Raw genomic sequence first — 25,842 nt, forward strand, 5'->3', positions numbered from 1 at the left:
CCAGCTGCCGATGGCGGTCGGGGTCGACCAGCGCGGCGAGTCCTATGGTCTCCTGATCGACCAGATCGGCGAGGTGCTGCGGCTGCCCGACGACAGCCGCGAGGACAACCCGGTCAACCTCGATCCCCGCATGGCCAAGCTCGCCGGCGGCGTCCACCGCCTCGACGGCCAGCTCATGGTCGTCCTCGATGTCGATCGCGTGCTCGAACTGGTGCCCGATGCCAAAGCGGCCTGAGACCGGCCGCTGCAATTGAAGAAACTGAAACATCCCACCGGGGATGAGGAAGGTGAGGTCGCAGATGAGAACATGTCTTGTTGTCGATGACTCAAGCGTCATTCGCAAGGTCGCCCGCCGTATCCTGGAAGGGCTCGATTTCACGATCGTCGAGGCTGAGGACGGCGCGAAAGCGCTTGAGGCCTGCAAACGCGCGATGCCCGAGGCCGTGCTACTCGACTGGAACATGCCTGTCATGGACGGCTACGAGTTTCTCGGCAATCTCCGCCGCATGCCCGGCGGCGATCAGCCCAAGGTCGTGTTCTGCACCACCGAGAATGACGTCGCGCATATCGCACGCGCGCTGCATGCCGGTGCCAACGAATACATCATGAAGCCGTTCGACCGGGACATCGTCACCGCGAAGTTCCAGGAAGTCGGGCTTATATAAATCTACGTTCGATCCGGCGGCAGAAGCCCTCGGCTCAACGGTTGTTGTGCGTCGTGTTGCGTCGCTGGTGAAGTCATGAGTGTTGCGTTGACAAATACTGCGGTTCCGACATCGACCTGGTCCGACAAGGTGCGGGTGATGGTGGTCGACGATTCCGTGGTGATCCGCGGGATGATCTCGCGCTGGATCGGCGCCGAGCCCGACATGGAGGTGGTGGCCTCGCTGCGCACCGGCCTCGACGCCGTCAACCAGCTCGAGCGCATCAATCCCGACGTCGCGGTGCTCGATATCGAGATGCCCGACCTTGACGGCATCTCGGCGCTGCCGCAGCTGCTGGCCAAGAAGCGCGATCTCGTCGTCATCATGGCCTCCACGCTGACCCGCCGCAACGCGGAGATCAGCCTGAAGGCGCTCTCGCTCGGTGCGTCCGACTACATTCCGAAGCCGGAGAGCACGCGCGAGGCCACCGCCGCCGAAACCTTCCGCCACGACCTGATCCAGAAGATCCGTCACCTCGGCGCCAAGGCGCGGCGCAGCATCGTGCACACCACGGCGAGCCCGCCGCTCGCGCCCGGTCACGACAGACCGCGTGCGCCGGCTCCCGCCGCTGCGCCCGCCGCGCCGGCCCAGATCGCACGCCGTTCGTTCGGTCTGCTGCAGCCGAAGGTGCTTCTGATCGGGTCCTCCACCGGCGGTCCGCAGGCGCTGATGTCGCTGGTTGCGGAGATCGGACCGGTGATCGATCGCGTTCCGGTGCTGATCACCCAGCACATGCCGCCGACCTTCACCACCATTCTCGCCGAGCATCTGGCGCGCACCAGCAAGCGGCCGGCGCATGAGGGGATCGACGGCGAGAGCATCAAGCCGGGCCAGATCTATCTGGCACCCGGTGGGCGCCATATGCGCATCGTTCGCCACGGTATCGACGCCACCATCGCGCTCGACGACGGGCCGCCGGTCAATTTCTGCAAGCCCGCGGTGGACCCGATGTTCACCTCCGCGATCGATGTCTGGCAGGGCAGCATCATGTCGGTGATCCTGACCGGCATGGGCTCCGACGGCATGCGCGGGGGCAAGGACATCGTCGCCGCCGGCGGCAGCGTGATCGCCCAGGACGAAGCCACCAGCGTAGTGTGGGGCATGCCCGGTGCTGCGGTCCATGCCGGAATCTGCGCCGCCGTGCTGCCGCTCAATCAGATCGCACCGAAGCTTGTTCGGGTGTTTGCGGGAGACCGTTCGTGACGCCGCTGGACTACGAGTATCTGCGTAAGCTGCTGAAAGAACGTTCCGGGCTCGATCTGTCGAGCGACAAGCAATATCTCGTCGAGAGCCGCTTGCTGCCGCTGGCGCGCCGGTCGAACCTTGCCGGGATTGCCGAACTCGTGCTGCGGATCAAGGGCGGCGCCGAGAAGCTGACGTCGGAGGTGGTCGAAGCGATGACCACCAACGAGACCTTTTTCTTTCGCGACAAGATCCCGTTCGATCATCTGAAGGACGCGGTGCTGCCGGCGCTGGCACAGGCGCGCGCGGCACGCCGCAGCCTGCGGATCTGGTGCGCGGCATCGTCGACCGGGCAGGAGCCGTATTCGATCGCGATGCTGCTGAAGGAGATGACCGCGCTGTTCGCCGGCTGGCGCGTCGAGATCATCGCCACCGACCTGTCGCAGGCGGTGCTGGAAAAGTCCAAGGCCGGCCTGTTCAGCCAGTTCGAGGTGCAGCGCGGCCTGCCGATCCAGCTGCTGGTGAAATACTTCACGCAGCAGGGCGAGCTCTGGCAGCTCAACGCCGACATCCGCGGCATGGTGCAGCACCGGCAGCTCAATCTGCTGCAGGACATCTCGCATCTCGGCACCTTCGACGTGATCTTCTGCCGCAACGTGCTGATCTATTTCGATCAGCAGACCAAGGCGGGCATCTTCGGCAAGATGTCCCGGATGCTCGAGCCCGACGGCGTGCTGGCGCTTGGCGCGGCGGAATCGGTGGTCGGCATCACCAACCTGTTCAGGCCCTATCCCGACCGCCGCGGGCTCTACCAGCCCAGCACCGCCCCGGTCGCGCGCGCCGGTGCCGCGCATGTGCTGAAGGCGGTTGCGTCCGCGGCGCGGTGAGGGCAAGTCCTCTGCTCTAGAAAATAGCTTCACTGCTTCCCCGTCATCCTGAGGTGCGAGCGAAGCGAGCCTCGAAGGATGCACGGCCACCGGCCGGGCCGTGCATCCTTCGAGACGCGCTACGCGCTCCTCAGGATGACGGTGAGAGAGATGCGTTCGCTTCAATCAGTTCCAGCTACAAAATCGCGTGCGGCAGGAAGCGCGAGGTGTTGCCGGTGATCGGATTTTCGTCTTCGCGGATCGAGAGCCCGCAGGGCGTGTGGTCGACCAGCCAGCTTCCGAGCACCGGATACTGACCGGAAAAATTCGGCAGCGGCGCCAGCGCCTGGCGGATGAAGCCTTCGGCGCCGTAGGGGCCTTGCTCGGCGACCAGCGTGATGCCGGCGCTGACCAGTTCGACATTGGCACCCTCGCGCGAATAGATCGGCTTGCGCACGAAGGAGGTGCCGAGCTGCGCCGCCTGCGGGTCGTCGTCGAAATAGGCCGGCAGCAGATTGGGGTGGTTTGGGAACATCTCCCACAACAGCGGCAGGATGCCCTTGTTGGACAGGATCGCCTTCCACGGCGGCTCGATCCATTGTGTCGGCGCGGAGCTGAGGTTCTTGCCGAACGCGTCGTGAAACATCCACTCCCAAGGATAGAGCTTGAAGGCGAGCGCGATCGGGCTTTCGTCGAGGTCGACGAACCGGCCATCATCGCGCAGCCCGATCTCCTCGATGTCGAGCAGCGTCGTCTTCAGCCCGGCTTGCGCCGCGGTGTCCTCGAGATAGGCGAGCGTGCCGGCGTCCTCGGCATTGCCGGTCAATCCGGTGAGGTGCAGCGGATGGTTGGCGCCGATGGTCTTCCAGGCCTCGATCAGCCGCTCGTGGATCGAGTTGAACTGGTCGGCGCGCTTCGGGATGATGTTGCGTTGGATCGCCTGTTCGAGCCAGGTCCATTGAAACACCGCCGCCTCGAAGATCGAGGTCGGCGTGTCGGCATTGTATTCGAGCAGCTTGGCCGGGCCGCTGCCGCTGAATTTGAGGTCGAGCCGGCCGTAGAGGCTTGGATCCTCGCGGCGCCAGCTCGCCGCGATCAGGTCCCAGAATGCTTCCGGAATCCTGAGCCGGCGCAGATAGCGCTCGTCCTTGACCGCGCGTCCGGCGAGCTCGAGGCACATCGCATCGATCTCGCCGGTCGGCGCCTCGATATCACGCTCGATCTCGTCGAGCGTGAAGGCGTAGTAGGCGCGCTCGTCCCAATAGCGTTCACCGTCGATGGTGTGGAACGTGAAGCCGGCGCTTTCGGCGGTCGCCTGCCAATCGTCGCGTTCGGGACATGCGATGCGTTGCATGAAGGGGACCGTGATTGTCAGAAGATGTGTGTCAGCCTCGTGTCAGCCGCCATGCGAGAGCTCGCCGCGAGCGAGCGCGCGCGGCGCATCGCCGAAGCCGCCGGAGGGGTACACTTGCTCGGGCTTGCGCCTTTCTCCGTGCCTCGTATGGTGGTGATGACTGCGGGCGTGACCTGGCGTCAGGCCGATCGACGCTGCGCCGATCGCGACGCTTCCCATCAATTTCAGCCAGACGCGGCGCGAACGCTTCATCGGCGCGATCCCTGCCGTCTGCGGAGCCGCGCCAAGTTTCCATCAGCTCGGATCGCCGGGCAAGTGAAAGCACGTGACGACACGCCAAAGTGCTCATCAGCCACCGCCGAAGCCGAATGCATGCGCGAACGAGCCGAAGCCGCCGCGGCTCACCGACGAGCTTGACGACGAGCTCGACGAGGATGAGGAGCCGCCGGACGACGAGCTGCCGCTGTAGAAGCTGCTGCGCGACGAGCCGCCGCCGCTGCTGCCCGATCCGGACGACGAGCTGCGCTGCGTGCAATCGGCGCCGGGTTGCGGGACGGCCGGCGCGGTGACGCCCGGCGGTGTCGGCGGAATCGGCTGGCAATTCTGCCGTGGCATCAGCGCGTAGGCGCCGCCGCCGACCGCGAGCGTGCCCATCATCAGCAGCGCGACATGGTTGGAGCGCTTGGAGGGCGGATCCGGCCGCGGCGGCACCGCCGGCACCACCGGTCGCCGCTTGCCGAATTCCGGGTTGGGTTTGCGCACCATGGGTTGGCTCGATGGCTCAGTAGATCATGCAGGCCGCGTTCAGCGCGCCTGCGGCCAGTGAGGACAGCCCGAGCCAGATCGCCGCCGCCATTTCGCCGGAGGCGATCCGCGCCGACAGGTTCGGCACCGGGATCTTCACGATGTAATAGACGATGATCTGCACGATCAGCGCGATGATGCTCCAGACCAGGCAGTCGATCACATTGGCGGAATGGGCGATCGCGCTGACCACCGGCAGCACGAAGCCGAGCAGGCTGAGGCCCAGCGCAATCGCCGCCGCGGAATCGTTGTCGCGGATCAGCTGGAATTCGTCATGCGGCGTGACGCGGGTGTAGACGAAGAGGTAGGCGACCACGGCGATCAGCGCCGTGCAGAAATAGACCAGGAACGCCGGCAGGCCGGCGAGGGATTGCAGGATCATGTGATGCGCCCGAACAGCCCTAAAAGCGCGATGAGATCAGGTTAAATCGTCATCGCGCTTTTACTCGTTGTTTGAGCATGATCTTTCCGGAAAACCGCTTCGCACTTTTCCGGATCATGCTCCAGATGGTCATCCTATAGCTGATTGGTCGCAGTTCGCGAAGCTCAGGTTCGATCCGGCCACCGGCTTGTGCACCGGCGTGCGGACGGCCGCCGGAAATTGCTGCGCCGGTGTGAGCCGCTTCACAGCGGCCCTTGCGATAGCCGTCTATACGATATGCAACCAGAAGTGCATGTCGCGAATGGGCTCGGTGATCCCGATGACGACCAGTTTTGGCAACGACATCCTGCCGATGTTTCGACCGGGCGACATCGCCTGCATGGCGCCAAAGGGCGTTCGGCTCGGCGACGCCGACTGGATGGGCGACCCGGCCGGCAATGATGACTTTGCCGATCACGCCAATGCACGCCGCGTCTTCGCCGCGCTGTCGTCCGGCTTCATGCCGCCCGGTCACCGATGGTCCCAGGACTCGCTCGATCTCTATGCGAGCTGGATGGGGGACGGCTTCCATCCTTGAACCTCAATGTGGAGAGCAAAGATGAGAAGGTCGATCGACACGCTGCTCGTCTGTGGTCTGTTTGTGCTTCCTGCCGTTCCGGCCGCGGCGCAGTCGCCGCCGAATCTTGCGATGACCGCGCCGGATCAGGTCGCCTGGCAGCTCTTCATCCAGGCCAATACCCGCGCCGGCGGCAGCAATTCGACGTTCGAGACCTGGGCGAGCGATACCGATCTGTTCCAGCCCAATCCGCAGTTTCCGGCGGCCGCGACGCCGCCGTCGCTGCGTCCGCCGATCCTGCCGCAGGTGGCGCGCGAAGGCGTGCAGCAGAGCGGCGGATTGCTGCCGGCGCTGCCGCCGGGCGCAGCGCAAGGGCAGATGGAGGAAACGCGTCACAACAAGGCGACGTTCGACTTCATCGTCCAGAACAACCTCTACAAGCTGTCGGGCGTGAAGGCCGCATTCGGCAAGACACTGTCGTTCCCGGTCGACTCGATCGAGGTGAAGGGGAATTGGGTGCCGGTCAGCGACATTCCGCAATTCACCGACAACAAGGTGACGGCGGCGCAGGCGCCGCAGCTCTATCACGTCAACAGCGCGGCCGGCGTGCAGTACGCCCTGGTCTCGATGCATGTGATCAGCAAGCAGGTGCCGAACTGGACCTGGGCGACGTTCGAGCACCGCTTCAATCCGGGCCGCTGCGACATCATCGGCTGCCGCGATAATTTCGGCGCGCAGACCGCGTTCGTGCCGTCGAACCGGACCGCCGGCCAGGGCTATCCGGATTGCGTCAAGACGCCCGCATTGGCGGCGATGCTGTCGGGCGCGGACATCGATCCCGTTTACAGCAACTACTGCCTGAAGGGGTCGCAGGTGGATTTCGTCGACAATGTCGGGCTCGACATCAGGGTCGGCAATTCCGTCACCGAGGACGGCTTCGTCGCGACGTCGTCCTGCATCACCTGCCACGGCCGCGCGGCCTTCAAGGCGGACGGCACGCCGGCGTCGCAGGCCGGATTCCTCTCGTTCGGTCCGAATGGTCCGGTCGCTCCGCTCGGGCCGCTGCTGCCCGAATGGTACTGGAAGTTCGCGAGCCAGCCGCCGATCTTCGAGGGCAAGCCCGGCCTCACGCGGATCGCGACAGCGGCGGACTTCGTGTGGTCGATCCCGTTCTGCGCCTATGACGATACGCAAAGTCCGGTGCAGCCGACGCCATGCGCCGGGAAGTGAGACCGCACTGATGGCCGGCTCGCGCGAGCGCAGGATTCCGCTTGCGGGCAGCAACCGCGCCGCGCCCGATGGCGCGACGCTGGTCGGCGATGTCGATCCGAACGAGCGGATCTCCATCGTGGTCTATGTCAAGCGGCGGACCCCGGACGAGTTTCAGCCGGGCAGCGCCGGTGATCTGGCCCGGCTCGCCAAGCCGGTCACGCGGCACCAGCTCGCAACGCAGCGCCACCGCAGCCATGCCCGCGCCGCCGCGCGGATCGCACGATTGGCGGCGGAGCGGGGATTGAGCGTCCTCGGCACCGATGTTGTCGCGCGCACCGTCGTGCTTGAAGGCACCGCAAGGCAGATGGCCGAGACCTTCGGCGCAACGCTTCGCATCTATCGTGACGGCCAGCGCGAATTTCGTGCGCGGGTCGGCGGCCTGACGGTGCCGGCCGAGATCGCGCCATGGACCCGCGCCATTCTCGGTTTCGATCAGCGCCCGCTCCGGACCAGGATGCCGCTTGTGCAGGCCCGCGCCGACACGGGGAGCGACAGCGGGTTGTGGCCGACCGACATCGCCGCCCTCTACGGCATTCCGCTCGATCGCGACGTGTCGTCGATCTGCGTCGGCATCGTCGCGCTCGGCGGCGGCTATCTCCAGAGCGATCTCGCGATGGCGCTGACCGGCATGAACCGGCAGCCGCCGGTCGTCGTCAATGTGCCGCAGACCGGTAACGACAGCGGTCTCGGCACCAACGATGTCGCCGATCAGGAGCTCGCGCTCGACCTCCAGGTGCTCGCCGGCCTGCTGCCGAAGGCCAAGATCGTGGTCTACTTTGCCGAGAACTCCGCCGCCGGTCTCACCGACGCGATCCATCAGGCGGTGTTCGATGAGCAGCATGCGCCGCAGGTGATCTCGGTCAGCTGGGGCAGCGCGGAGAAATTCTGGACCGAGCCGGGGCGCGATGCGATGCAGGCGGTGCTAGCCGATGCCGCGCGGCTGCGGGTCAGCGTGCTGTTTGCCTCTGGCGATCAGCTTGCGACCAGCGGCCTGACCGACGGCAAGGTCCATGTCTGGTTTCCCGCCTCGAGCCCCTATGCGACGAGCTGCGGCGGCACGCAGCCGGTGCTTGCCGCGGGCAACGGGGCGGCCACGGCGGAGGCGGTCTGGAACGCCGGCGCGGTCGGCACCGGCGGCGGCATCAGCGATGCGTTTCCGGTCCCCGATTATCAGTCGCATCTGACGCTGCCGAAGTCGCAGAACGACGGCGCGATCCGGCGCGGCGTCCCGGACGTCGCCTGCGCGGCCGCGGCGAGCCCGGGCTACCGCATCATCGTCAACGGGCAGGCGATGGCGATGAGCGGGACCAGCGCCGCGACACCGCTATGGGCCGCCCTGGTCGCGATCGCGATCGCCACGCGCGGCGAGCAGATCGGCTTCCTCAATGCGGCGCTTTACGCCAATCCCGGCGCCTTCCGCGCGATCGAGCAGGGCAACAACCGCGTCGGCGGCAAGGGCTACGATGCCGGCCCCGGCTGGAGCGCCTGCACCGGGCTCGGCGTTCCCAGGGGCGCCGATGTTCTCGCCGCGCTGGCCGCGGTCCCGGTGGCGTAGACTGCCAAAAACAAAAACCCCGCCATTTGCGGCGGGGTTCAGGAGGTTTGCTGCAGAAAGCGTCAGGCGGGAATGCGCTCGTCGGCCTCGTGCGGCTCGCGCAGCACGTAGCCGCGGCCCCACACGGTCTCGATGAAGTTGCGGCCCTCGGAGGCGTTGGCGAGCTTCTTGCGGAGCTTGCAGATGAAGACGTCGATGATCTTCAGCTCCGGCTCATCCATGCCGCCGTAGAGGTGATTGAGGAACATTTCCTTGGTGAGCGTGGTGCCCTTGCGGAGCGAGAGCAGCTCCAGCATCTGGTATTCCTTGCCGGTCAGGTGCACGCGCTGACCGCCGACCTCGACCGTCTTGGTGTCCAGGTTAACCACGAGATCGCCGGTCTGGATGACCGACTGGGCGTGACCCTTGGAGCGGCGCACGATCGCGTGGATGCGGGCGACCAGCTCGTCCTTGTGGAAGGGTTTGGTCATGTAGTCGTCGGCGCCGACGCCGAGACCCTTGACCTTGTCCTCGATGCCGGCGAGGCCGGAGAGGATCAGAATGGGAGTCTTGATCTTCGAAACCCGGAGCTGCTTGAGCACGTCGTAGCCGGACATGTCGGGCAGGTTGAGGTCGAGCAGGATGATGTCGTAGTCGTAAAGCTTGCCGAGATCGACGCCTTCTTCACCGAGGTCCGTCGTGTAGACGTTGAAACTCTCGGATTTGAGCATCAATTCGATCGACTGCGCGACGGCGCTATCATCTTCAATCAGCAAAACGCGCATGCCAGTCCCCTATAGTCGCCGCTCCGGGCGTCAGGTCGGCCGCACTTGCGGCACTCACAAAACGCCTTTGAACAACTGATTCGGATCCTGACGAGATATGGTTAACAAAAACTGATTCCTCGACGCAAGCTCTAACCGTGCAATTTTTGTCGAATCGCCCTAAGATATTGCGTAGAAGAAGCTTTTCCTAACCGCGCTCGTTCAGTTTCCACATTAAGAGACGGGCCTAACCGACTCTCGCGACTCGCCCTTCTTCTGATGGGCAAGCGACCTCAGTCACCAAAGACAGTGACGCAATGATTAATGATGCGGGTAAACACGAAGTTAAGCGGCTGGAGCAAAATCGCGGAAACTTAAGGTTTTCGCAATGAAGGCCCTCGCGGAGCAGATCGGCGACATCGACGGCGTCAATATTTATGGCCGTGTCGTCGGCGTCCGCGGGCTGATGGTCGAGATCGCCGGACCCATTCACGCGATGTCGGTCGGCGCGCGCATCGTGATCGACGTCGGCGCCGGACGCTTCATCCCGGCCGAGGTGATCGGCTTCTCCGGCGAGAACGCGGTGGTGATGCCGTTCGGCGGACTCGAAGGCGTCAGGCGCGGTTGCCGCGCCGTCATCGCCAATGCGGCGAGCCAGGTGCGGCCGTCGCCCGCCTGGCTCGGCCGCGTCGTCAATGCGATGGGCGAACCGATCGACGGCAAGGGGCCGCTGCCGCAAGGCGCCTCGCCAATGTCCTATCGCAACTCGCCGCCGCCGGCGCATTCGCGCAAGCGGGTCGGGCCGCCGCTCGACCTCGGCGTGCGCGGCCTCAATACTTTCCTGACCTGCTGCCGCGGCCAGCGGCTCGGCATCTTCGCTGGAAGCGGCGTCGGCAAGTCGGTGCTGCTGTCGATGCTGGCGCGTAATGTCGATGCCGCGATCTCGGTGATTGGGCTGATCGGCGAACGCGGCCGCGAGGTGCAGGAATTCCTCCAGGAGGATCTCGGCGAGGAAGGGCTGGCGCGCTCGGTCGTGGTGGTCGCCACCTCGGACGAGCCGGCGCTGATGCGGCGCCAGGCGGCCTATCTCACGCTGGCCATCGCGGAGTATTTCCGCGACGAGGACAAGGACGTGTTGTGCCTGATGGACTCGGTGACGCGCTTTGCGATGGCGCAGCGCGAGATCGGGCTCTCGGCGGGCGAGCCGCCGACCGCCAAGGGCTACACGCCGACCGTGTTCACCGAACTGCCGAAGCTGTTGGAGCGGGCAGGGCCCGGCACCGGCGCCGGCACCATCACCGCGATCTTCACCGTGCTGGTCGACGGCGACGATCACAATGAGCCGATCGCCGACGCGGTGCGCGGCATCCTCGACGGTCATATCGTGATGCAGCGGGCGATCGCCGAGCGCGGCCGCTATCCCGCCGTCAACATCCTGAAGTCGGTCTCGCGCACCATGCCGAAGTCGGCCGACCCCAACTTCCTGCCCTTCATCAACAAGGCGCGGCAGGTGATGGCGACCTATGCCGATATGGAGGAATTGATCCGGCTCGGCGCCTACCGGCCGGGTTCCAGCCCCGAGGTCGACGAGGCGATCCGGCTGCATGAGCCGCTCGAGGCCTATCTGCGCCAGGCCAAGGACGAGGCGACCAGCCTCGGCGACGGCTACCGGCAACTTGCTCAAATCCTGTCGGGTTTGGAAACGGAACGCTAACTTTGTCAGGCCATCATCCCCGGCACACCATAGCTATGCCGGCGGGGCCCAGCGGGGAGCCGGCTCTGTCCCGCGTTCAGATTTGGGACTTCTGGGGAGTATGAGTCGATGAAGTCACGTGAAACGCTGATCCGCCTGAAGAAATTTCAGGTCGATGAAAAGCGCCGTCGGGTTACCCAGATCGAAGGCATGATCGCCGACTTCCAGCGCATGTCAGTCGAGCTCGAGCGCGAGATCCAGACCGAGCAGGAGCGCGCCGGGATCAATGATCCCTCGCACTTCGCCTATCCCACCTATGCCAAGGCCGCGATCCAGCGCCGCGAGAACCTGACCCGCTCGGCCGACGAGTTGCGCGCCCAGCTCGACGACGCCAAGGCGCTGCTGTCGGAAGCCTTCGAGGAGCTGAAGAAGGTGGAGCTGCTCGACGAGCGCGACCAGGCGCGCGAACGCGCGGAGGAGAGCGCTCGCGAGCAAGCCGACATGGATTCGATCGGCCTGATGCGGGCCCGTCTCGGCGTCATCGCCTGAACCCTAGCTCCCTCCGCTGACCATCTTGCAAGCCCGGGCCGATCGCCCGGGCTTTTTGCTGGGCGCTGTCCACAAGCCCGCGACGTGCCGGCCTCTTGTCAGCCACTTGGCGGATCGTGCTGTTCCAAAATATGCTACCACCGGTCCGGACCGGACGATCGGCGGCGCGGTGGCAATGAGGCGATGGGGGATGCAGGCTTGGAGGGCGCTGAATGCTGACGCCGGCTGAGCTCGTCTGGCTGATCGCCGCCGTCGCCAAGGGGGATGAGGCCGCCTTCGAGCGGCTGTATGCCGCGACCCGCGCGAAACTCTTTGGCGTGGTGCTCCGTATCTTGCGGCGACAGGACCTCGCCGAGGAGGTCATTCAGGAGGCTTACGTCAAGATCTGGAACAGCGCCGGGCAGTTCAACCCAGCCCTGTCTTCCCCGATCACGTGGATGACGTCGATCGCGCGCAACCGCGCCATCGATGTGGTGCGCAAGCGAGGCGAGTCCTCGCTGGAAGAAGAGCCGGCCGCGATGGAAGTCGCCGCCGACCAGCCCGATCCGCTGGCGCGACGGGAGATGACGGAAGAGTTGAAGCGGCTGCTGGAGTGCGTCGGTCGCCTGGAGCCCGATCGTCAGAAGCTCGTGCTGCTCGCCTATTACAACGGCTGGAGCCGCGAGCAGCTCGCCGCAAAGTTCGAGACACCGGTGAATACGGTGAAGACCTGGCTGCGCCGCAGCCTGATGGATATCCGGGAGTGTCTTGGACTCTGATTGATGGCCTATAGCGAAGACCATATCGCGCTCGCCGCGGAATATGCGCTCGGTACGCTCGATGCCGACGAGCGCACGCAGGTCGAGACCATGATGGCCGTCGACACCGAGTTCGCCGCGCTCGTGCAGGCCTGGGAATTCAGGCTCGGGCCGCTGAACCAGATGGTCGGCCTGGTCGAGCCGCGCCCGGTGGTCTGGGAGAACATCAAGGCGGCGATCGGCCATGCCAGCGCGCCGCAGGCGCCGCTGCTGCTGCCCGAGACGCCGGCCGCCACGGTGACGTCGCCGCCACCGACACCGATCGCGGACGATGTCGAATTCGGCTCGGCGTTCGATCCGGAGCCTTCGCAGTCGCCACAGATCCCGCAGCCCGCCGAGGCCCGCCGGGCATCGGTCCGGGCGCGTTTTGGCATCGACGACAGCCAGGTGATCGCGCTGACGAGCCGCATGAAGCGCTGGCGCGGCATCGCGTCGGCCGCGACAGCGATCGCGGCCGCGCTGCTGGTGACGCTCGGCCTGCAGATCTACCGGCCCGATGCCTTGCCGAACGCGATCCGGCCGCAGCCGCGCATCCAGACCGTGGAAGTGAAGACGCCCGCGCCGGCCTTCACGCCGTCGGCGCAATATGTCGCGCTGTTGCAGGGCCAGAATGGCGGGCCGGCCTTCATCATGACCATCGACGGCGCGACCAAGAACTTCACCGTGCGCAAGGTCGGCGCCGCCTCGGAGCCCGGCAAGAGCTTCGAGCTCTGGCTGATCTCCGACAAGCTGCCGCAGCCGCGCTCGCTCGGCGTGATCGGCGCCGATGATTTCACCGCGCGTCCGGTGCTGTCGGGCTACGATCCCGACGTGATCAACGGCGCCACCTACGCGGTGACCGTCGAACAGGCCGGCGGTTCGCCGAACGGCCAGCCGACCTCGGCGCCGATCTTCACCGGCAAGCTGATCGAGACCGTGCGGCCTGGGTCAGGTTCGACGCCGCGATAGGCCAGGCGCCTCGTCGTCGGAGACTGTCGGAAGCGGTAACCCCGTCATTGCGAGGAGCGGAGCGACGAAGCAATCCATACTTCCGCAGATGCGGAGACATGGATTGCTTCGCTTCGCTCGCAATGACGTGGAGAGGGCTGTGCGCGCTGGGGTCGGCGATTGGGTTGAATGCCACCCGCACAAAAAAGAAAACGCCCGTGGGGAGCGGGCGTTTTCGATAGTCAACTTGGGGGTAGTTGGGGTCTTAAATATCCACGCAGCGACTTTGGGGGGCTGTAAAGAACACTACGTGAATTCCTGAAACTCTCCTGTTAGCGAGCCTGCCGATCAACGGACCAGCGAGTTGCTCGAGCTCGTGATTGCCACCGGCTTGCCGGCCTTCATCACACGCGCCGTCTGGGTGTAACCCTCGTCCGACGAATTGTGCGCCGAGATGCCGAAACCAGCGACCAGGATACCGGCGACCAACGCCACGACCACAATCTTCAGATGCGTCGTACGATCAGCGCTGTAGATCGAGTGGTTCATGGAAGTCTCCTGCCGCCTTCCTGCTCTCTGTCAATCTGTCGGTTCGGTCTACTGCCCGGTTCAACGTCTCGTGCCTCGCTAACGTAGGATTTGCCGATTCCGTTCCCCAGAGGTCATCACAAGGGCGTGATGAGACGTGATCGGGCGCGATCAAAGATGACCCTTTGGTAATCTAGAGTCGCATTAAACCAATGTAATATCAGTATCTTGAACGAATGCTGGGATGCTGCATCCCAGATAGGTCCGTTTCGGTCTGTTCCACACAAATCAGTTGCCTGTGGCGAGAAAACACAGACGAAAACGCAAGTGATTTGCGGCCGCTAGAGCATTTTCGAATGATGCGGCCGCCCGGTTCGCGTGACGACAACGCGTCAGATAACAACCCAGGGCTTCGGTTCCGCTCGGCCAGAATCGAAGCTTCAGACGCTGCCGACCGTCTTCAGCCGGGCCCGCGGATGGATCTCGGCCTGCGACAAAACGGTGGTCTGCGAACGGAACCGTTCCACCAGCGAGCGGACGAACGGCCGGATCGCGGCCGACGTCACCAGCACCGGAGCCTCGCCTTCGCGCGCCGCCTGCTCGAAGGCGTTGCGCACGGCGGTCATGAATTCCGAAAGCTTCGAGGGCTGCATCGCCAGGCTCCGGTCGTCGCCGGTGCCGACGATCGACTCGGCGAATGCCTGCTCCCAGCGCGCCGACAGCGCGATCAGCGGCAGGTAGCCGTTCGGCGAGGTGTTCTGGGCACAGATCTGCCGCGCCAGCCGGGTGCGCACGTGCTCGACCATGGTCGCCGGATTGCGCGAGAACGCCAGCGCGTCGGCGATGCCCTCGAGGATGGTCGAGAGATCGCGGATCGAGATGCGTTCGGCGAGCAGCAATTGCAGCACGCGCTGGATGCCCGACACCGTGACCTGGCTCGGCACGATGTCCTTGATCAGCTCGCCCTGCTCCTTCGGCAGGTCCTTCAGGAGCTTCTGCACCTCGCCGTAGGACAACAGGTCCGACATGTTGGTCTTGAGCAGCTCGGTCAGGTGCGTCGACAGCACCGTGGCGGCGTCGACCACGGTGTAGCCCTTCAGCGCGGCCTCTTCCTTCAGGCCGGCATCGACCCAGGTCGCAGGCAGGCCGAAGGTCGGCTCGATGGTGTGGATGCCCGGCAGCTGCACCTGGTTGCCGGCGGGGTCCATGACCATGAACTGGTTCGGCCAGATCTTGCCGCTGCCGGCGTCGACTTCCTTGATCTTGATGGCGTAGCTGTTGGCCTCGAGCTGCACATTGTCGAGGATGCGCACCGCCGGCATCACGAAACCCATCTCGATCGCGAGCGAGCGGCGCAGCGCCTTGATCTGCTCGGTGAGGCGGTCGGTGCCGTCGGGACCGTTGACCAGCGGCAGCAGCGCGTAGCCGAGCTCGATCTTGAGGTCGTCGATCTTCAGCGCGGCGGCGATCGGCTCTTCCGCGGCGGCTGCGGCGGCGGCCGCGGCTGCAGCGGGGGCGGCGGCCGCTGCGGTTTCGGCCGCCTTCGCCGCGCGCTTCTGCTTGCGCGCGTTCCAGGCCAGCATCGCCGCGCCGGAGCCCAGCGCCAGGAACGGCAGGGTCGGAATGCCCGGCAGCAGCCCCAGCACCAGCATGACGCCGGCCGACATGCCGAGCGCCTGCGGATAGCCGGAGAGCTGGCGCATCAGCGCCTTGTCGGCGGCGCCGGAGATGCCGGCCTTGGAGACGAGCAGGCCGGCTGCGGTCGAGACGATCAGCGCCGGCACCTGGGTGACGAGGCCGTCGCCGACGGTCAGCACGGTGTAGGTGCGGGCGGCTTCGCTGAAGGACAGGCCCTGCTGGGCTACGCCGATGATGATACCGCCGACGATGTTGATGCCGACGATCAGGAGGCCGGCGATGGCATCGCCGCGAACGAATTTCGAGGCACCGTCCATCGCGCCGAAGAAGCCGCTTTCGTCTTCCAGCGCCTTGCGGCGCTCCTTGGCGGCCTTCTCGTCGATCAGGCCGGCGGAGAGATCGGCGTCGATCGCCATCTGCTTGCCGGGCATCGAGTCCAACTGGAAGCGCGCCGCGACCTCGGCGATGCGGCCCGAACCCTTGGTGATGACCACGAAGTTCACGATCACCAGGATCGCGAACACGATGATGCCGATCACGAAGTTGCCGCCCATCACGAAGTTGCCGAAGGCCTCGATGACGTGGCCGGCCGCCGCCGTGCCCTCGTGGCCGTGGCTCAGGATCAACCGGGTCGAGGCCATGTTGAGCGACAGCCGCAGCATGGTCGAGATCAGGAGGATGGTCGGAAACGACGAGAATTCCAGCGGCGCCTGGATGAAGAGCGAGGTCATCAGGATCAGGATCGAGACCGTGATCGAGACCGCCAGGAAGAGGTCGAGCACGATCGAGGGCAGCGGCAGGATCAGCACCACCAGGATGGTGAGGACGCCGACCGCCAGCGCGATGTCGCCGCGCTTCAGGATGTCGCCGATCTCGCCGAGGCTCGGTAATCCGCTCTTGCCTGCCGTGCCCTGACCCGCCGTGACGTCGACCATGGTAGCCGCTCTCCCTCGCGACTGGCGGCCGCGGCCGCCAAGCGTCTGCGCGACGGCCGCAGGGCCGCCGTTCCGAAAGTGAGGCACCGCGCTGGCGTTCACGGGGATCTCCGCCCGTTAGACGCGTTCGACGACACTCGACTTCACTCGGCAATTCTTGCCGGGTGTATGGTTAGCAAAGGGTTAATAAGTGCCGTCCTAGGGGCTGCGCGGGACGTCGCAGGGGGCCAGGAAATGCGATTCTGGGCCGTGAAGGGCGGGTCGGACCGTCCGGCTGTTCCGGGGGGGGGCGCGCGCCGGCGGCCGCTATCTGAGCGCGCCGAGCACGACGCCCGATGCGGCGATGATGCCGAGCGTAATGACGCTGGCCCGCCAGAGCAATTGCTGCCGGGCGGTGCGCTGGTCGTGAAAGGCCAGCCAGTCGCGGACAAAGCCTGCGGGGATGTCGAACACCACGGCAGGCTCGTCGTGATGATGCGTCTCGTGCTCGCTGTACATCGTCCGGACCGTCGCCACGCCCAGCCGCTCGAGCTCGCAATGCCATTCCCAGGCATGCTTGCCGTTGGTCCAGCGATTTTCGAAAGGAATCACGTGTGATTCCATGACGAGCCTCCTGGCCCACCCTTGAACCTCACGTGGCAATTCTAGCTCAATATCCGGGCCGGTGCGAGGCCGGTGTCGGCTGCACCGGACCGATCAGCGCGGTGCTAGTTGGCTGACTGCATCCATTTGCGCCAATGCGTCGGCTGGATGTCGAGGTGCCTGCTGCCGGCATGGTCGACCCACTCGGTGCCATCCCGGTGGCACGGGAACATCAGCGCATGGACCATGCCGTCATAGTCGAGGACACAGACCTCGAGCTCCCGGTCCGACGGCGCCGTTGCAACGGGTAACCACTCTGCTGACGACGAATGCATGATGAGCCTCCGACGGTGTGCGCTTCGATCCTCATAACCTGCGAACTGCGCGCCATCCGGCGGGATGATAGGTCCGGATGGCGAGCCGCCAGTGTGAACCGGCTCGCATTGTATCAGTTTTTCCTCGTCAACATGGATCACGGTTCGGCCGACGATATTCCCGGCCGATCGGTCCGGCCGCGATCGCTGCGGTCCACACCGCCGTTGAACTTTCGCGGCCTCGTCTTCGACGAAAACGCCAGCAAGGCAATTCAGCCGCCGGAGGCATCCATGGTGAACCGCGCTGGTCGAACCGCGACAGCAGCATGCGCCGCGGCAATCGCGCTGCTGTCGGCGCCGGCCTCGGCGGCGACGCTACCCGACGATCGGACCTGGCTGATCCGCATGATTGCCTGCAACGGCAACGGCGTCCTGATGGAGGTCTATCTGCCGCAATCCGTCGCGTTCGCGCCGCATGGCGGCATGGCCGCGGGCACGACGGCGGAGGGCTATTACACGCTCGATCTGACCGAGCTCAACAAGGGCAAGGGCCTCGAGCCGGTGCATGTGACGATGAGCGCGGACAAGAAGTTCGTGACGGTTGATCAATATACGCGCGGCCTGCCGCCGACCCGCATCCCGGTTGGCGGCGGCACCGTCGATTTCGACCATCGCTTCGGACTCGATGCGAAGTGCGGCCCGTTCCAGGCGCAGGATCCGAACTACGGCAAATGAGCTGCTCACGCGCCGGTGAAGTTCGGCGCGTCCCCTTGCTGCTGCATGCCTAATCTCTCGGCAACGCGCTTGACCTTGAGGCAAATGCCGACGAAGTTCCGCGTGCCGTGGTAATTTCTTCTGAATATTCCCCTGAAGCTGCAACGTTCGTTCCCGACTCGAGCCGGGCATGGCTGCGCCTTGTCGTCGCCGTGGTGATCGGCTCGCTCGGCAGCGTCGGCATGTGGTCGGTGGTGGTGGCGCTGCCGATGGTGCAGACCGACTTCGGCGCGACCCGCGGAACGGCATCGCTCGCCTTTACGATGGTGATGCTCGGCTTCGGCCTCGGCCAGGTCGTGACCGGCAAGATCAGCGACCGCTACGGCATCGTCGCGGCAATCGGTGCCGGGATCGGCATCCTCGGCCTCGGCTATATCGGCGCCGGCTACGCGCCGTCGATCCTGGCCTTCATCCTGCTCCATTTCGCGATCGGCTTGTCGTCGGCCGCGACCTTCGGTCCCCTGATGGCGGAGGCTTCGCACTGGTTCGAGCGCTACCGCGGGCTTGCGGTCGCGATCGCCGCCAGCGGCAATTATGTCGGCGGCACGGTGTGGCCGCCGCTGGTCAATTTCGGCATGCAGAGCGTCGGCTGGCGCACCACCCACATCGCGATCGGCATCTTCACCGCGATCGCTATGGCGCTGGCGCTGGTGGTGTTGCGGCTGTTGATGGGGGCGGCGACCCGGCGCAGCCATGTCAACGCGGCGCCGCCGCGCGTCGACCTCAAGCTCTCCACCAACGCGCTGACCGCGGTCCTGTCGCTGGCGTCGATCTCCTGCTGCGTGGCGATGTCGATGCCGCAGGTTCACATCGTCGCTTATTGCGGCGATCTCGGCTACGGCGTGGCGCGCGGCGCGGAGATGCTGTCGCTGATGCTCGGCTTCGGCATCATCAGCCGGATCGGCTCCGGATTCCTCGCCGACAGGATCGGCGGCATCCGCACGCTCTTGATCGGCTCGATCGCGCAGGGCTCGGCACTGCTGTTCTATCTGTTCTTCGACAGCCTGACCTCGCTCTACGTCATCTCGGCGATGTTCGGCCTGTTCCAGGGCGGCATCGTGCCGAGCTACGCCATCATCGTGCGCGAGGCGATGCCGGCCTCCGAAGCTGCGACCCGGATCGGCATCGTGATCTTCGCCTCGGTGTTCGGCATGTCCTTTGGCGGCTGGATCTCGGGCGTGATCTTCGACGCCACCGGTTCCTATGCGGCAGCCTTCGCCAATGGCCTGGCCTGGAACCTGCTCAATGTCAGCATCATCCTGCTGCTCCTGCTGCGGTCGCGGCAGCGGCTGGCGATGGCATGATCCGGAAAAGTGCGTAGCGGTTTTCCGGAGAGATCACGCTCAGATGAGAGCATGATCCGGAAACGTGCGACGCGGTTTTCCGACGAGATCATGCTCGGATGAGAGCTTGATCAGGACTGCGGCTGAGATCAGCGAACTCCGCTAAAGATCGACCGAGATCCTCGCGATCGCCTTGTCCAGGCGGCTCTTGATGGAATCCATCTTGCCGGTCAGTTGCAACAGCTCCCGCAGATCGAGGTCGGCATAGACGAACTCGTTCAACTCCCGGCGTTGCGCGGATAGATTCGCCATCTGCTTCTTGGCGTGCTCGGTCAGCGACAGGTTCACGACCCGGGCATCCTCGGTCGAGCTCTTGCGGCGCACGAGGTTCTTCTTTTCGAGCAGCTTCGACTGCGTCACCACGAACGACTGATCGACGCGCAGCGCCCTCGAAACCGCGCCGACAGGCAGGCCGACGCTGCGGTCCTCGGCATTCGCCAGCACCGTCATGATCATCCATTGCGGCCCGGTGATTCCGATCATCTTGGCCCAGATGCTGCGCAACTCGTCCAGGCGGATGCTGGTCGACACGATCTCCCAAGCCAATCGCTCAGCCGCGTCCTGCAGTTTGTCGGTCGATTTGCGCTCGGTCATGACCTACCTTAACAAAAATTCATCTTCACAGATATCGAGCAATTTTTGAAGCAGGCGCTGGACGAAAATGTTCGTGCGGGCGTTGCCTGAATGACACAAGGGTGCGCAAACATAGAATGACTAACTAATATAAGTTGAATATGTGACCTCTCAATTGCATTGTTCCGCATCGTAGATGGGGGGCATCCACCATCTCACGCCTGCAGTGGCCGAGTTGACCACGAGCATCTTGAAAATGGCTGCGCCGCAGCGGTTTTCGGGAGGGGAACGTTTGTCGCTTTGCCAGCAGAGCAAGGCATCAATTGGAGGATAGCATGAAGATAGTTAAGGGCCTTTTGTTGGGCTCGGCGGCAGCTCTCGCCGCGAGCAGTGGAGCGATGGCGGCCGACCTTCCGGTCAAGGCCAAGGCAGTCGAGTACGTGAAGGTCTGCTCGCTCTATGGTCCGGGCTTCTACTTTATTCCGGGCACCGACACCTGCATCAAGCTGGGCGGCTATTTGCGCGTCGACGTTCTGGCGAACACCAACTCGGATCACACCGGCAACTACGCGCGCCGGCGGCGCGAACAACCGCTTCACCAACGGCTACACCTGGCGCTCGCGCGAAGACCTCAACGTCGACACCCGCACCGCGACCGAATACGGCGTGGTTCGTACCTTCTTCGATGCGACCTTCAGCTGGACCTCGGACAGCTATGGCGCGGGCGCCGCGGCAGGCTCGACGGTCTACTCGCCGATCGGAACGTCTGCTGCTCCGAACAACGCGAGCGCGGGCGGTGTCGCCGCCGGCACGGTCGGCGTCTATTACGCCTTCATTCAGTTCGCCGGCTTCACAATGGGTAAGGCGGTCTCGCAGTTCGCTACGCCGTGGGCCAACTATCCCGGCAACAACTTCGACGGTCTCGTCGGCGGTGGCGGCACGATCACCGGTGTGAACCAGTTCACCTACACCGCACAGTTCGGCAACGGCGTGTCGCTGGCTTTGTCGGCCCAGGATCAGTCGGCCTATTATCAGGCCGGCGTGCAGAATCTCGGCGTGCTCGGTACCGGCGCTCTCGGTCCCTACGGCGCGAGCGACTATGCCGGCACGATTGCTCCGGATCTCGTCGCGTCGCTCCGCGTCGACCAGGCCTGGGGCCTGTTCCAGGCGTCGTTCGCGGCGCATGACAATCACGCGGCCTACTATGGCGGCACTGAACTCACCGGTCATCCCGACGACAAGTGGGGCTGGGCGGGTCAGTTGGCCCTGTCGATCAAGAACATCCCGACCGGACCCGGCGATACCATCAACGTCCAGGGCGTCTACACCAACGGCGCAACGCGCTACAACATCCAGGATCTCTCGGGTGCCGGTGCGTTCACCTCCTTCGGCAACACCAGCGTTCCCGGTGCCTATCAGAGCATCGGCTTCGGCATCGCGCCGGACAGCGTGTTCGTCTCGGGCGGTCAGCAACAGCTGATCACGACGTACGGCGTGCGCGGTGCATACGTCCACAACTGGAATCCATATTGGAACACCAGCGTCTATGGTGCGTGGGCCCAGGTGAACTACAACGGCACCGCCAAGAGCTACATCTGCGGTCCGGGCGGAACTGGCGTGGGCGGATCGTTCGGCGTGCTGATCGGCGCCACCTCGAACCTGACCTCGTGCAACCCCGATTACAGCATTGCTCAGATCGGTACGCAGACTCAGTGGACCCCGGTGAAGAACCTGACCTTCTCGGCTGACTTCACCTACACCCATCTGGATCAGAACTACGCTGGCACGATCACCTACCCGGGTAGCGCTGCGATCGGCAAGCCGGCCGCTGTCTACTCGCTCAGCAACCAGGATACCTACATGCTGCTGCTCCGCGCGCAGCGCAACTGGTAAAGCCCGGTTGATCCGGACTTGATCGCGACCCAAAGCCTCGACGGGAAACTGTCGAGGCTTTGATTTTGGAAGAAGAGCGCATTGTATGATTTACTAACATTAGTCTATCATGTACAAACGTGACGTCGGTTGCTCTGCCGACCATGACGAGGAGATATCAAACTTCTTCATGAACCTCCGAAACCTCCGGCAATGCCCTGCCGGAGGTTTTTCATTTCAGGGAGGTAGGATCGCGCGCTGCTCGAGCTTGCGCCGATGCAGTCGAACGTCAACGACGTCTGGCTGGATTGCATGAACGACGCGGAGTTCTCGATCTCTCTCGATCTCGTCGAGCGCTGCATCAGATCCAGCGACCGAGCGCCGGCAATGCAGGACTACCTGGTTAAGGGCGGGCGCCAGCGCACGCGTTTAGCGGTGCGGGGATATGCCTGCGCATTCGAGCTGCGAGCTCTGCGCAGTCACGGCCGAGTGAGTGAGGGCGTGCCGGTTCTCGCGATCCCGTGAGCAGCTGCTTGCGCCGCCGGCAAGTTCGCAAGCGGAACGTTTCCGAGCGTTTGCTCGGCAACGATTGCTGCAGCAACGTTCGGCCCCTCAGGCATAAGCGCAACGCATTCCTGCGCCGCCATATCAACATTTGCCGCCGTCGAATTACTTCAATTATATGAAGCGACATTGGAATATTTTCTTGGGAGAGCTGGGTGATTGGCGTTTGCGATCTCGACGCCAACGTCGCGCGGCTACCGAGGCGGCGGCTCATCGATAACAACAAGTGGACTCGTACCGATCACGCATGCCGGCAGCGGAGCCGGGTGCGAACGAGTTGACGAAATATGCATGACCACTGTGGGGCGCGCGGTGCCTCGTCAAGCAGCGTCGAGTTCGACGACAAAGGCTGGCCTGCCTGGCCGGATCGAGAGGATCTGTCGGCGGAGTTCGTCAAGCTGCTGGCCGCCGCGCAGGAAGGCGGGTCGACCGTCTCCGAGTGCTGGCTGACCTTGAGCAAGATCAACCTCGCTTCAGAGAGCTCGTGGTCCGAACAGTGGATCAAGACCGCGGAACTGAACGAGGCGCGCGCCAAGCTTTCGTTGCTGAACAACAATCTGGTCACCGCCCGTCGCAATTGGCTTCGGGCCACGACCTACTTTCACGCCGCAGCAAGGCCTCCCGGATACGCCAACGATTTGCTGGCACGTGCTGTCGACGGAATGCGGCGATGCGCGACCAGCTTTTTGAAGACCCGGGTTCCGGCCGGCCAGGTGCTCTCGATTCCGTGGACCGAAGACCTGTCGCTTCAGGCCTACTATCTGCCGTCGGCGTTTCGCGACGATGGGCCCGTCATCGTGTGCATCGGCGAGCCCGGTTCGTACAAGGAAGAGTTGATCACCAAATACGCCGGTCATGCGAATGAGCGCGGCTTCTCGCTGCTCGCGGTGGACCTGCTGGGCACGCAGACGGCCGTGTCACCGGAACGGCTCGAGGGCCACAGGTTCGAAGCCGCCATGAGCCGCGTGCTGGACTTCCTTTCGGAGAAGCCTGGTGTCGACAGCACGCGGATCGCCATCGTCGCGGATGCGTGCAATTCCTCCCTGGTCGCCCGTGCGGCGGCAAGCGACGCCCGGTTTGCCGCGGCGGTTTGCGATGCCGGAATGTGGGACTCGCACGAAAGAAGTTTCTTCTTTCGGCAAGCCGGCGACGACGAGCAGGCCGGATGGCTCGAGGAGGCCAATGCGATCTCGCGAAGCATCGAATGCCCGCTGCTTGTCACCGCGGGCGAAGCCGGCTGGCTGCTTCCGGGCGCCTTGACCGAATTCGGCGATCAACTGGGCAGCTCTCACCGCGACGCCAGGTTGATCCTGTTCCGGCGTGGCGAAACCGCTGCCATGCAAGGTCATATCGACAACCCGACATTGGTCAATGAAGTCATCTTCGACTGGCTCGAAGACAGGCTGCGCTTGCGAAAGGGCTTGTCCTGAGGGGCCAACCGCGCGGCCGATCGCGGCGATCACACCGATTGGCCGGCCTTGAGCAATGAGCAGCCGGTGATCTTCAAACTGCCGTCCGCCTGCCGCTCCAGCGTGTAGAGCGCCTCCCATGCCTCGCCATTGGCATCGACGATGTGAACGCGCTGCGCAATCCGGTCGCCCTCGCTCTGCGCCTCGCCGAACTCGAAGCTCTTGTGGCGATAGACCGGCGCGTATTGGCTCTGCACCATCGACATGAAGATCTCGGCCTGCGGAAAGATCCGCCGAATCGCGGGCGCGGCATAGGAATAGGCCGCCGCGGCGTCGTCGCGGCCGAACGCCTGCTCCTGGGCGCGGATCACGTCCTGTGCGGCGCCGGCGTCGTCGGCTCGGGCAGGTGAGGCGAGGGCGAACAGAATGGCGGCAATGAGGGCGATCGCGCGCATGCGGGGCTCCGTCTCGGATACCAGCTGCTACGGATGACACCCCGGGCCGGTTTCCGCTGCAAGCACAAATGCCGTGCCCTGGCGCCGAACGTCCTTGCTCGAAGCCTTGCCGCCCGCGCCAAGGCCGAGTGCCGCGTCAGTTGATCCGCCAGTTGCCGCGCCGCAGCGCGTCCGCGGTCGGGCATCCGGCGTCTCGCGCGCGGCGTGTGACGAAGGGGCGTTCGATGGTGACGATCTGGCAACCGAACTGCTGCGCCACATCGGCGACGACGTTCGCCACTGCGTCGTCGATCTGCGATCCGGCAAGGTGGGCCACGATCAGGTCGCCGATGCTGAGCCGCTTGCGGACGCGCAGGTCGCTGTCGATCCGGTAACTGAACAGGGCATGGACCACGCCGCGGCGGTCGCGGATCGCGATCAGCCTGGAGCTGCCCCGGCTGTGCCGGCGCACGAATTCCAGCCATTGGCCCGTGGTAATACTGGCATCATGCATGAACACGAGCGGATAGGCTGAATTTGCGTGCCGATCGTCGATCGGAAGCGCCTGAAATTGCTTGTTCATCGTCCGAAATCCCCGATCTTGGCGAAATTGCCGGGGGATGGCGGTGAGGGCATTGATTTGCATCAATGCCGGGGATGGTTGATCCAGCTCAAATAGCGGCCGATAAAGGTCGATACCGAACCATGCGGACCCCCGAGCGATGAGGATTGCCGACCCCCTGCAGGATTCATGTGCTGGCGCGGCGACGCGCGACTGTAGGCATGGCCTGGCCACGAATGGCTGCGAGGACTGCAAGGTCAGGCTGTTCAGCGTCTGCGCCGCGCTGGAGGCCCCCGAGCTCGAAGAGCTCGACCGGATCAGCCAGGCCCGAGAGGTCCCGGCGAGAACGACATTGTTCGAGCAGAGCGCGCTGGCGGGCAGCGTGTTCAACGTCACTGAAGGCGTGGTGCGCCTGTACAAGTCGTTGCCCGATGGCCGCCGGCAGATCGTCGGTTTCGCGCTGCCGGGTGATTTCCTCGGGCTCGCGTTGCAGGACCGCTACGGCGTGACCGCCGAAGCCGTCACCGCGGTTGCGGTGTGTCGTTTTGCGCGACCGGCGTTCCTCGCCTATGTCGACGACAAGCCGCATCTGTTGCGCCGGCTGCACGAATTCGCCGGGCATGAATTGAGCCTTGCGCAGGAGCAGATGCTGCTGCTCGGCCGGCGCACCGCCGAGGAGAAGATCGCTGCATTCCTCCTCAACATGCAGGCACGGTATGCCCGCATTGGAACGGTCTCCGTCACCGTGCCGTTGCCGATGAGCCGGCAGGACATCGCCGACTATCTCGGTCTCACCATCGAGACGGTGAGCCGCACCCTGACGCGGCTTGCGCGCGAGAAGGCGGTGTTGATCGTGCCGGACGGCGTGCGGCTGCTCGATCTGGAGCGGCTCAAGCTCGCAGGCGCGAGCTGATCGTCCCGACCTCTGCA

The 25,842-nt window shown here is 64.6% G+C and carries 28 protein-coding genes and 1 pseudogene; 17 read left to right on the plus strand and 12 right to left on the minus strand.

Going from position 1 to position 25,842, the window contains the following annotated elements:
- The 4 genes from AKN84_RS36775 to AKN84_RS36790 form a co-directional block, all read left to right on the plus strand.
- The coding region (locus AKN84_RS36775; protein ID WP_193399712.1) for a chemotaxis protein CheW at positions 1-235 on the plus strand (235 nt) is incomplete at its 5' end.
- 64 nt (positions 236-299) lie between these two features.
- Positions 300-665, plus strand: a complete 366-nt coding sequence (locus AKN84_RS36780; protein ID WP_021081912.1) for a response regulator — start codon at positions 300-302, stop codon at positions 663-665.
- Positions 666-740: 75 nt separating this feature from the next.
- Entirely contained in the window at positions 741-1,907 is a 1,167-nt protein-coding gene (locus AKN84_RS36785; RefSeq protein ID WP_050425309.1) for a protein-glutamate methylesterase/protein-glutamine glutaminase, read from the plus strand.
- On the plus strand, positions 1,904-2,773 hold the full coding sequence (locus tag AKN84_RS36790) for a CheR family methyltransferase (RefSeq protein WP_050425310.1): 870 nt from the start codon (positions 1,904-1,906) through the stop codon (positions 2,771-2,773). The genes AKN84_RS36785 and AKN84_RS36790 overlap by 4 nt, the downstream gene beginning before the upstream one ends.
- A gap of 175 nt (positions 2,774-2,948) precedes the next feature.
- On the opposite strand, the gene AKN84_RS36795 is transcribed toward AKN84_RS36790, so the two are convergent.
- From AKN84_RS36795 to AKN84_RS36810, 4 genes are all read right to left on the minus strand, one after another.
- On the minus strand, positions 2,949-4,106 hold the full coding sequence (locus AKN84_RS36795; protein ID WP_050425311.1) for a glutathionylspermidine synthase family protein: 1,158 nt from the start codon (positions 4,104-4,106) through the stop codon (positions 2,949-2,951).
- A gap of 42 nt (positions 4,107-4,148) precedes the next feature.
- Complete coding sequence (locus AKN84_RS36800; protein ID WP_050425312.1) at positions 4,149-4,358, minus strand: hypothetical protein; 210 nt, start codon at positions 4,356-4,358, stop codon at positions 4,149-4,151.
- Positions 4,359-4,454: 96 nt separating this feature from the next.
- Positions 4,455-4,871 carry a hypothetical protein gene (locus AKN84_RS36805; protein ID WP_050425313.1) on the minus strand — a complete coding sequence of 139 codons (417 nt, stop codon included), beginning with the start codon at positions 4,869-4,871 and terminating at the stop codon, positions 4,455-4,457.
- A 16-nt stretch (positions 4,872-4,887) separates the two neighbouring features.
- Positions 4,888-5,292 (minus strand): DUF350 domain-containing protein, encoded by a 405-nt coding sequence (locus AKN84_RS36810; RefSeq protein ID WP_050425314.1) that lies wholly within the window; start codon positions 5,290-5,292, stop codon positions 4,888-4,890.
- A 319-nt stretch (positions 5,293-5,611) separates the two neighbouring features.
- Between AKN84_RS36810 and AKN84_RS36815 the strand changes: the two genes are divergently transcribed.
- From AKN84_RS36815 to AKN84_RS36825, 3 genes are read left to right on the plus strand one after another with little or no spacing between them, the layout of a single operon-like run.
- Positions 5,612-5,869 carry a hypothetical protein gene (locus AKN84_RS36815; RefSeq protein ID WP_128971487.1) on the plus strand — a complete coding sequence of 86 codons (258 nt, stop codon included), beginning with the start codon at positions 5,612-5,614 and terminating at the stop codon, positions 5,867-5,869.
- A gap of 21 nt (positions 5,870-5,890) precedes the next feature.
- Positions 5,891-7,078 (plus strand): hypothetical protein, encoded by a 1,188-nt coding sequence (locus tag AKN84_RS47870; RefSeq protein ID WP_050425316.1) that lies wholly within the window; start codon positions 5,891-5,893, stop codon positions 7,076-7,078.
- Between the two features lie 10 nt (positions 7,079-7,088).
- Positions 7,089-8,675 carry a S53 family peptidase gene (locus AKN84_RS36825; protein ID WP_050425317.1) on the plus strand — a complete coding sequence of 529 codons (1,587 nt, stop codon included), beginning with the start codon at positions 7,089-7,091 and terminating at the stop codon, positions 8,673-8,675.
- A gap of 62 nt (positions 8,676-8,737) precedes the next feature.
- Here AKN84_RS36825 and ctrA read toward each other — a convergent pair whose 3' ends face one another.
- Positions 8,738-9,439: a response regulator transcription factor CtrA gene (gene ctrA, locus AKN84_RS36830; RefSeq protein ID WP_016848562.1), complete on the minus strand. Its 702-nt coding sequence runs from the start codon at positions 9,437-9,439 to the stop codon at positions 8,738-8,740.
- 367 nt (positions 9,440-9,806) lie between these two features.
- Here ctrA and fliI point away from each other — a divergent pair, with 367 nt between their 5' ends.
- The 4 genes from fliI to AKN84_RS36850 all read left to right on the plus strand — a co-directional run bounded on the left by fliI (position 9,807) and on the right by AKN84_RS36850 (position 13,405).
- Complete coding sequence (gene fliI, locus AKN84_RS36835; protein WP_050425318.1) at positions 9,807-11,132, plus strand: flagellar protein export ATPase FliI; 1,326 nt, start codon at positions 9,807-9,809, stop codon at positions 11,130-11,132.
- Between the two features lie 108 nt (positions 11,133-11,240).
- Positions 11,241-11,660 carry a flagellar export protein FliJ gene (fliJ, locus tag AKN84_RS36840; protein ID WP_021081901.1) on the plus strand — a complete coding sequence of 140 codons (420 nt, stop codon included), beginning with the start codon at positions 11,241-11,243 and terminating at the stop codon, positions 11,658-11,660.
- A 212-nt stretch (positions 11,661-11,872) separates the two neighbouring features.
- Positions 11,873-12,418 (plus strand): sigma-70 family RNA polymerase sigma factor, encoded by a 546-nt coding sequence (locus AKN84_RS36845; RefSeq protein WP_050425319.1) that lies wholly within the window; start codon positions 11,873-11,875, stop codon positions 12,416-12,418.
- Positions 12,419-12,421: 3 nt separating this feature from the next.
- Positions 12,422-13,405 carry an anti-sigma factor gene (locus AKN84_RS36850; RefSeq protein WP_050425320.1) on the plus strand — a complete coding sequence of 328 codons (984 nt, stop codon included), beginning with the start codon at positions 12,422-12,424 and terminating at the stop codon, positions 13,403-13,405.
- A gap of 327 nt (positions 13,406-13,732) precedes the next feature.
- On the opposite strand, the gene AKN84_RS36855 is transcribed toward AKN84_RS36850, so the two are convergent.
- The 4 genes from AKN84_RS36855 to AKN84_RS47560 all read right to left on the minus strand — a co-directional run bounded on the left by AKN84_RS36855 (position 13,733) and on the right by AKN84_RS47560 (position 17,402).
- The gene (locus AKN84_RS36855; RefSeq protein ID WP_050425321.1) at positions 13,733-13,933 is read right to left on the minus strand and encodes a hypothetical protein; all 201 of its coding nucleotides are present in this window, start codon (positions 13,931-13,933) and stop codon (positions 13,733-13,735) included.
- A 419-nt stretch (positions 13,934-14,352) separates the two neighbouring features.
- Entirely contained in the window at positions 14,353-16,485 is a 2,133-nt protein-coding gene (gene flhA, locus AKN84_RS36860) for a flagellar biosynthesis protein FlhA (RefSeq protein ID WP_050425340.1), read from the minus strand.
- A gap of 306 nt (positions 16,486-16,791) precedes the next feature.
- Positions 16,792-17,088, minus strand: coding sequence for a hypothetical protein (locus tag AKN84_RS36865; RefSeq protein ID WP_050425322.1), 297 nt, complete (start codon positions 17,086-17,088; stop codon positions 16,792-16,794).
- A 104-nt stretch (positions 17,089-17,192) separates the two neighbouring features.
- A complete protein-coding gene (locus AKN84_RS47560; protein WP_050425323.1) occupies positions 17,193-17,402 on the minus strand; it encodes a hypothetical protein in 210 nt (69 codons plus the stop codon).
- Between the two features lie 270 nt (positions 17,403-17,672).
- Between AKN84_RS47560 and AKN84_RS36875 the strand changes: the two genes are divergently transcribed.
- Complete coding sequence (locus tag AKN84_RS36875; RefSeq protein WP_128971490.1) at positions 17,673-18,116, plus strand: hypothetical protein; 444 nt, start codon at positions 17,673-17,675, stop codon at positions 18,114-18,116.
- A gap of 107 nt (positions 18,117-18,223) precedes the next feature.
- Complete coding sequence (locus AKN84_RS36880; RefSeq protein WP_050425325.1) at positions 18,224-19,459, plus strand: MFS transporter; 1,236 nt, start codon at positions 18,224-18,226, stop codon at positions 19,457-19,459.
- A 141-nt stretch (positions 19,460-19,600) separates the two neighbouring features.
- On the opposite strand, the gene AKN84_RS36885 is transcribed toward AKN84_RS36880, so the two are convergent.
- On the minus strand, positions 19,601-20,092 hold the full coding sequence (locus AKN84_RS36885; RefSeq protein ID WP_050425326.1) for a MarR family winged helix-turn-helix transcriptional regulator: 492 nt from the start codon (positions 20,090-20,092) through the stop codon (positions 19,601-19,603).
- 314 nt (positions 20,093-20,406) lie between these two features.
- Between AKN84_RS36885 and AKN84_RS36890 the strand changes: the two are divergent.
- The 3 genes and pseudogenes from AKN84_RS36890 to AKN84_RS36900 all read left to right on the plus strand — a co-directional run bounded on the left by AKN84_RS36890 (position 20,407) and on the right by AKN84_RS36900 (position 23,937).
- Positions 20,407-21,964, plus strand: a pseudogene (locus AKN84_RS36890) (porin).
- Between the two features lie 255 nt (positions 21,965-22,219).
- Entirely contained in the window at positions 22,220-22,468 is a 249-nt protein-coding gene (locus AKN84_RS36895) for a hypothetical protein (RefSeq protein ID WP_050425327.1), read from the plus strand.
- Between the two features lie 491 nt (positions 22,469-22,959).
- The gene (locus tag AKN84_RS36900; protein ID WP_128971491.1) at positions 22,960-23,937 is read left to right on the plus strand and encodes a dienelactone hydrolase; all 978 of its coding nucleotides are present in this window, start codon (positions 22,960-22,962) and stop codon (positions 23,935-23,937) included.
- Between the two features lie 29 nt (positions 23,938-23,966).
- Here AKN84_RS36900 and AKN84_RS36905 read toward each other — a convergent pair whose 3' ends face one another.
- Positions 23,967-24,371 (minus strand): DUF4864 domain-containing protein, encoded by a 405-nt coding sequence (locus AKN84_RS36905; protein ID WP_050425329.1) that lies wholly within the window; start codon positions 24,369-24,371, stop codon positions 23,967-23,969.
- Between the two features lie 136 nt (positions 24,372-24,507).
- The gene (locus tag AKN84_RS36910; protein ID WP_050425330.1) at positions 24,508-24,933 is read right to left on the minus strand and encodes a hypothetical protein; all 426 of its coding nucleotides are present in this window, start codon (positions 24,931-24,933) and stop codon (positions 24,508-24,510) included.
- 139 nt (positions 24,934-25,072) lie between these two features.
- On the opposite strand from AKN84_RS36910, the gene AKN84_RS36915 reads away from it, so the two are divergent.
- Positions 25,073-25,825, plus strand: a complete 753-nt coding sequence (locus AKN84_RS36915) for a Crp/Fnr family transcriptional regulator (protein WP_128971492.1) — start codon at positions 25,073-25,075, stop codon at positions 25,823-25,825.
- The last annotated feature ends 17 nt before the right edge of the window (positions 25,826-25,842 follow it).

Origin of the sequence: Bradyrhizobium tropiciagri (genome assembly GCF_001189845.1) — a bacterium.
Taxonomy (GTDB): domain Bacteria; phylum Pseudomonadota; class Alphaproteobacteria; order Rhizobiales; family Xanthobacteraceae; genus Bradyrhizobium; species Bradyrhizobium tropiciagri.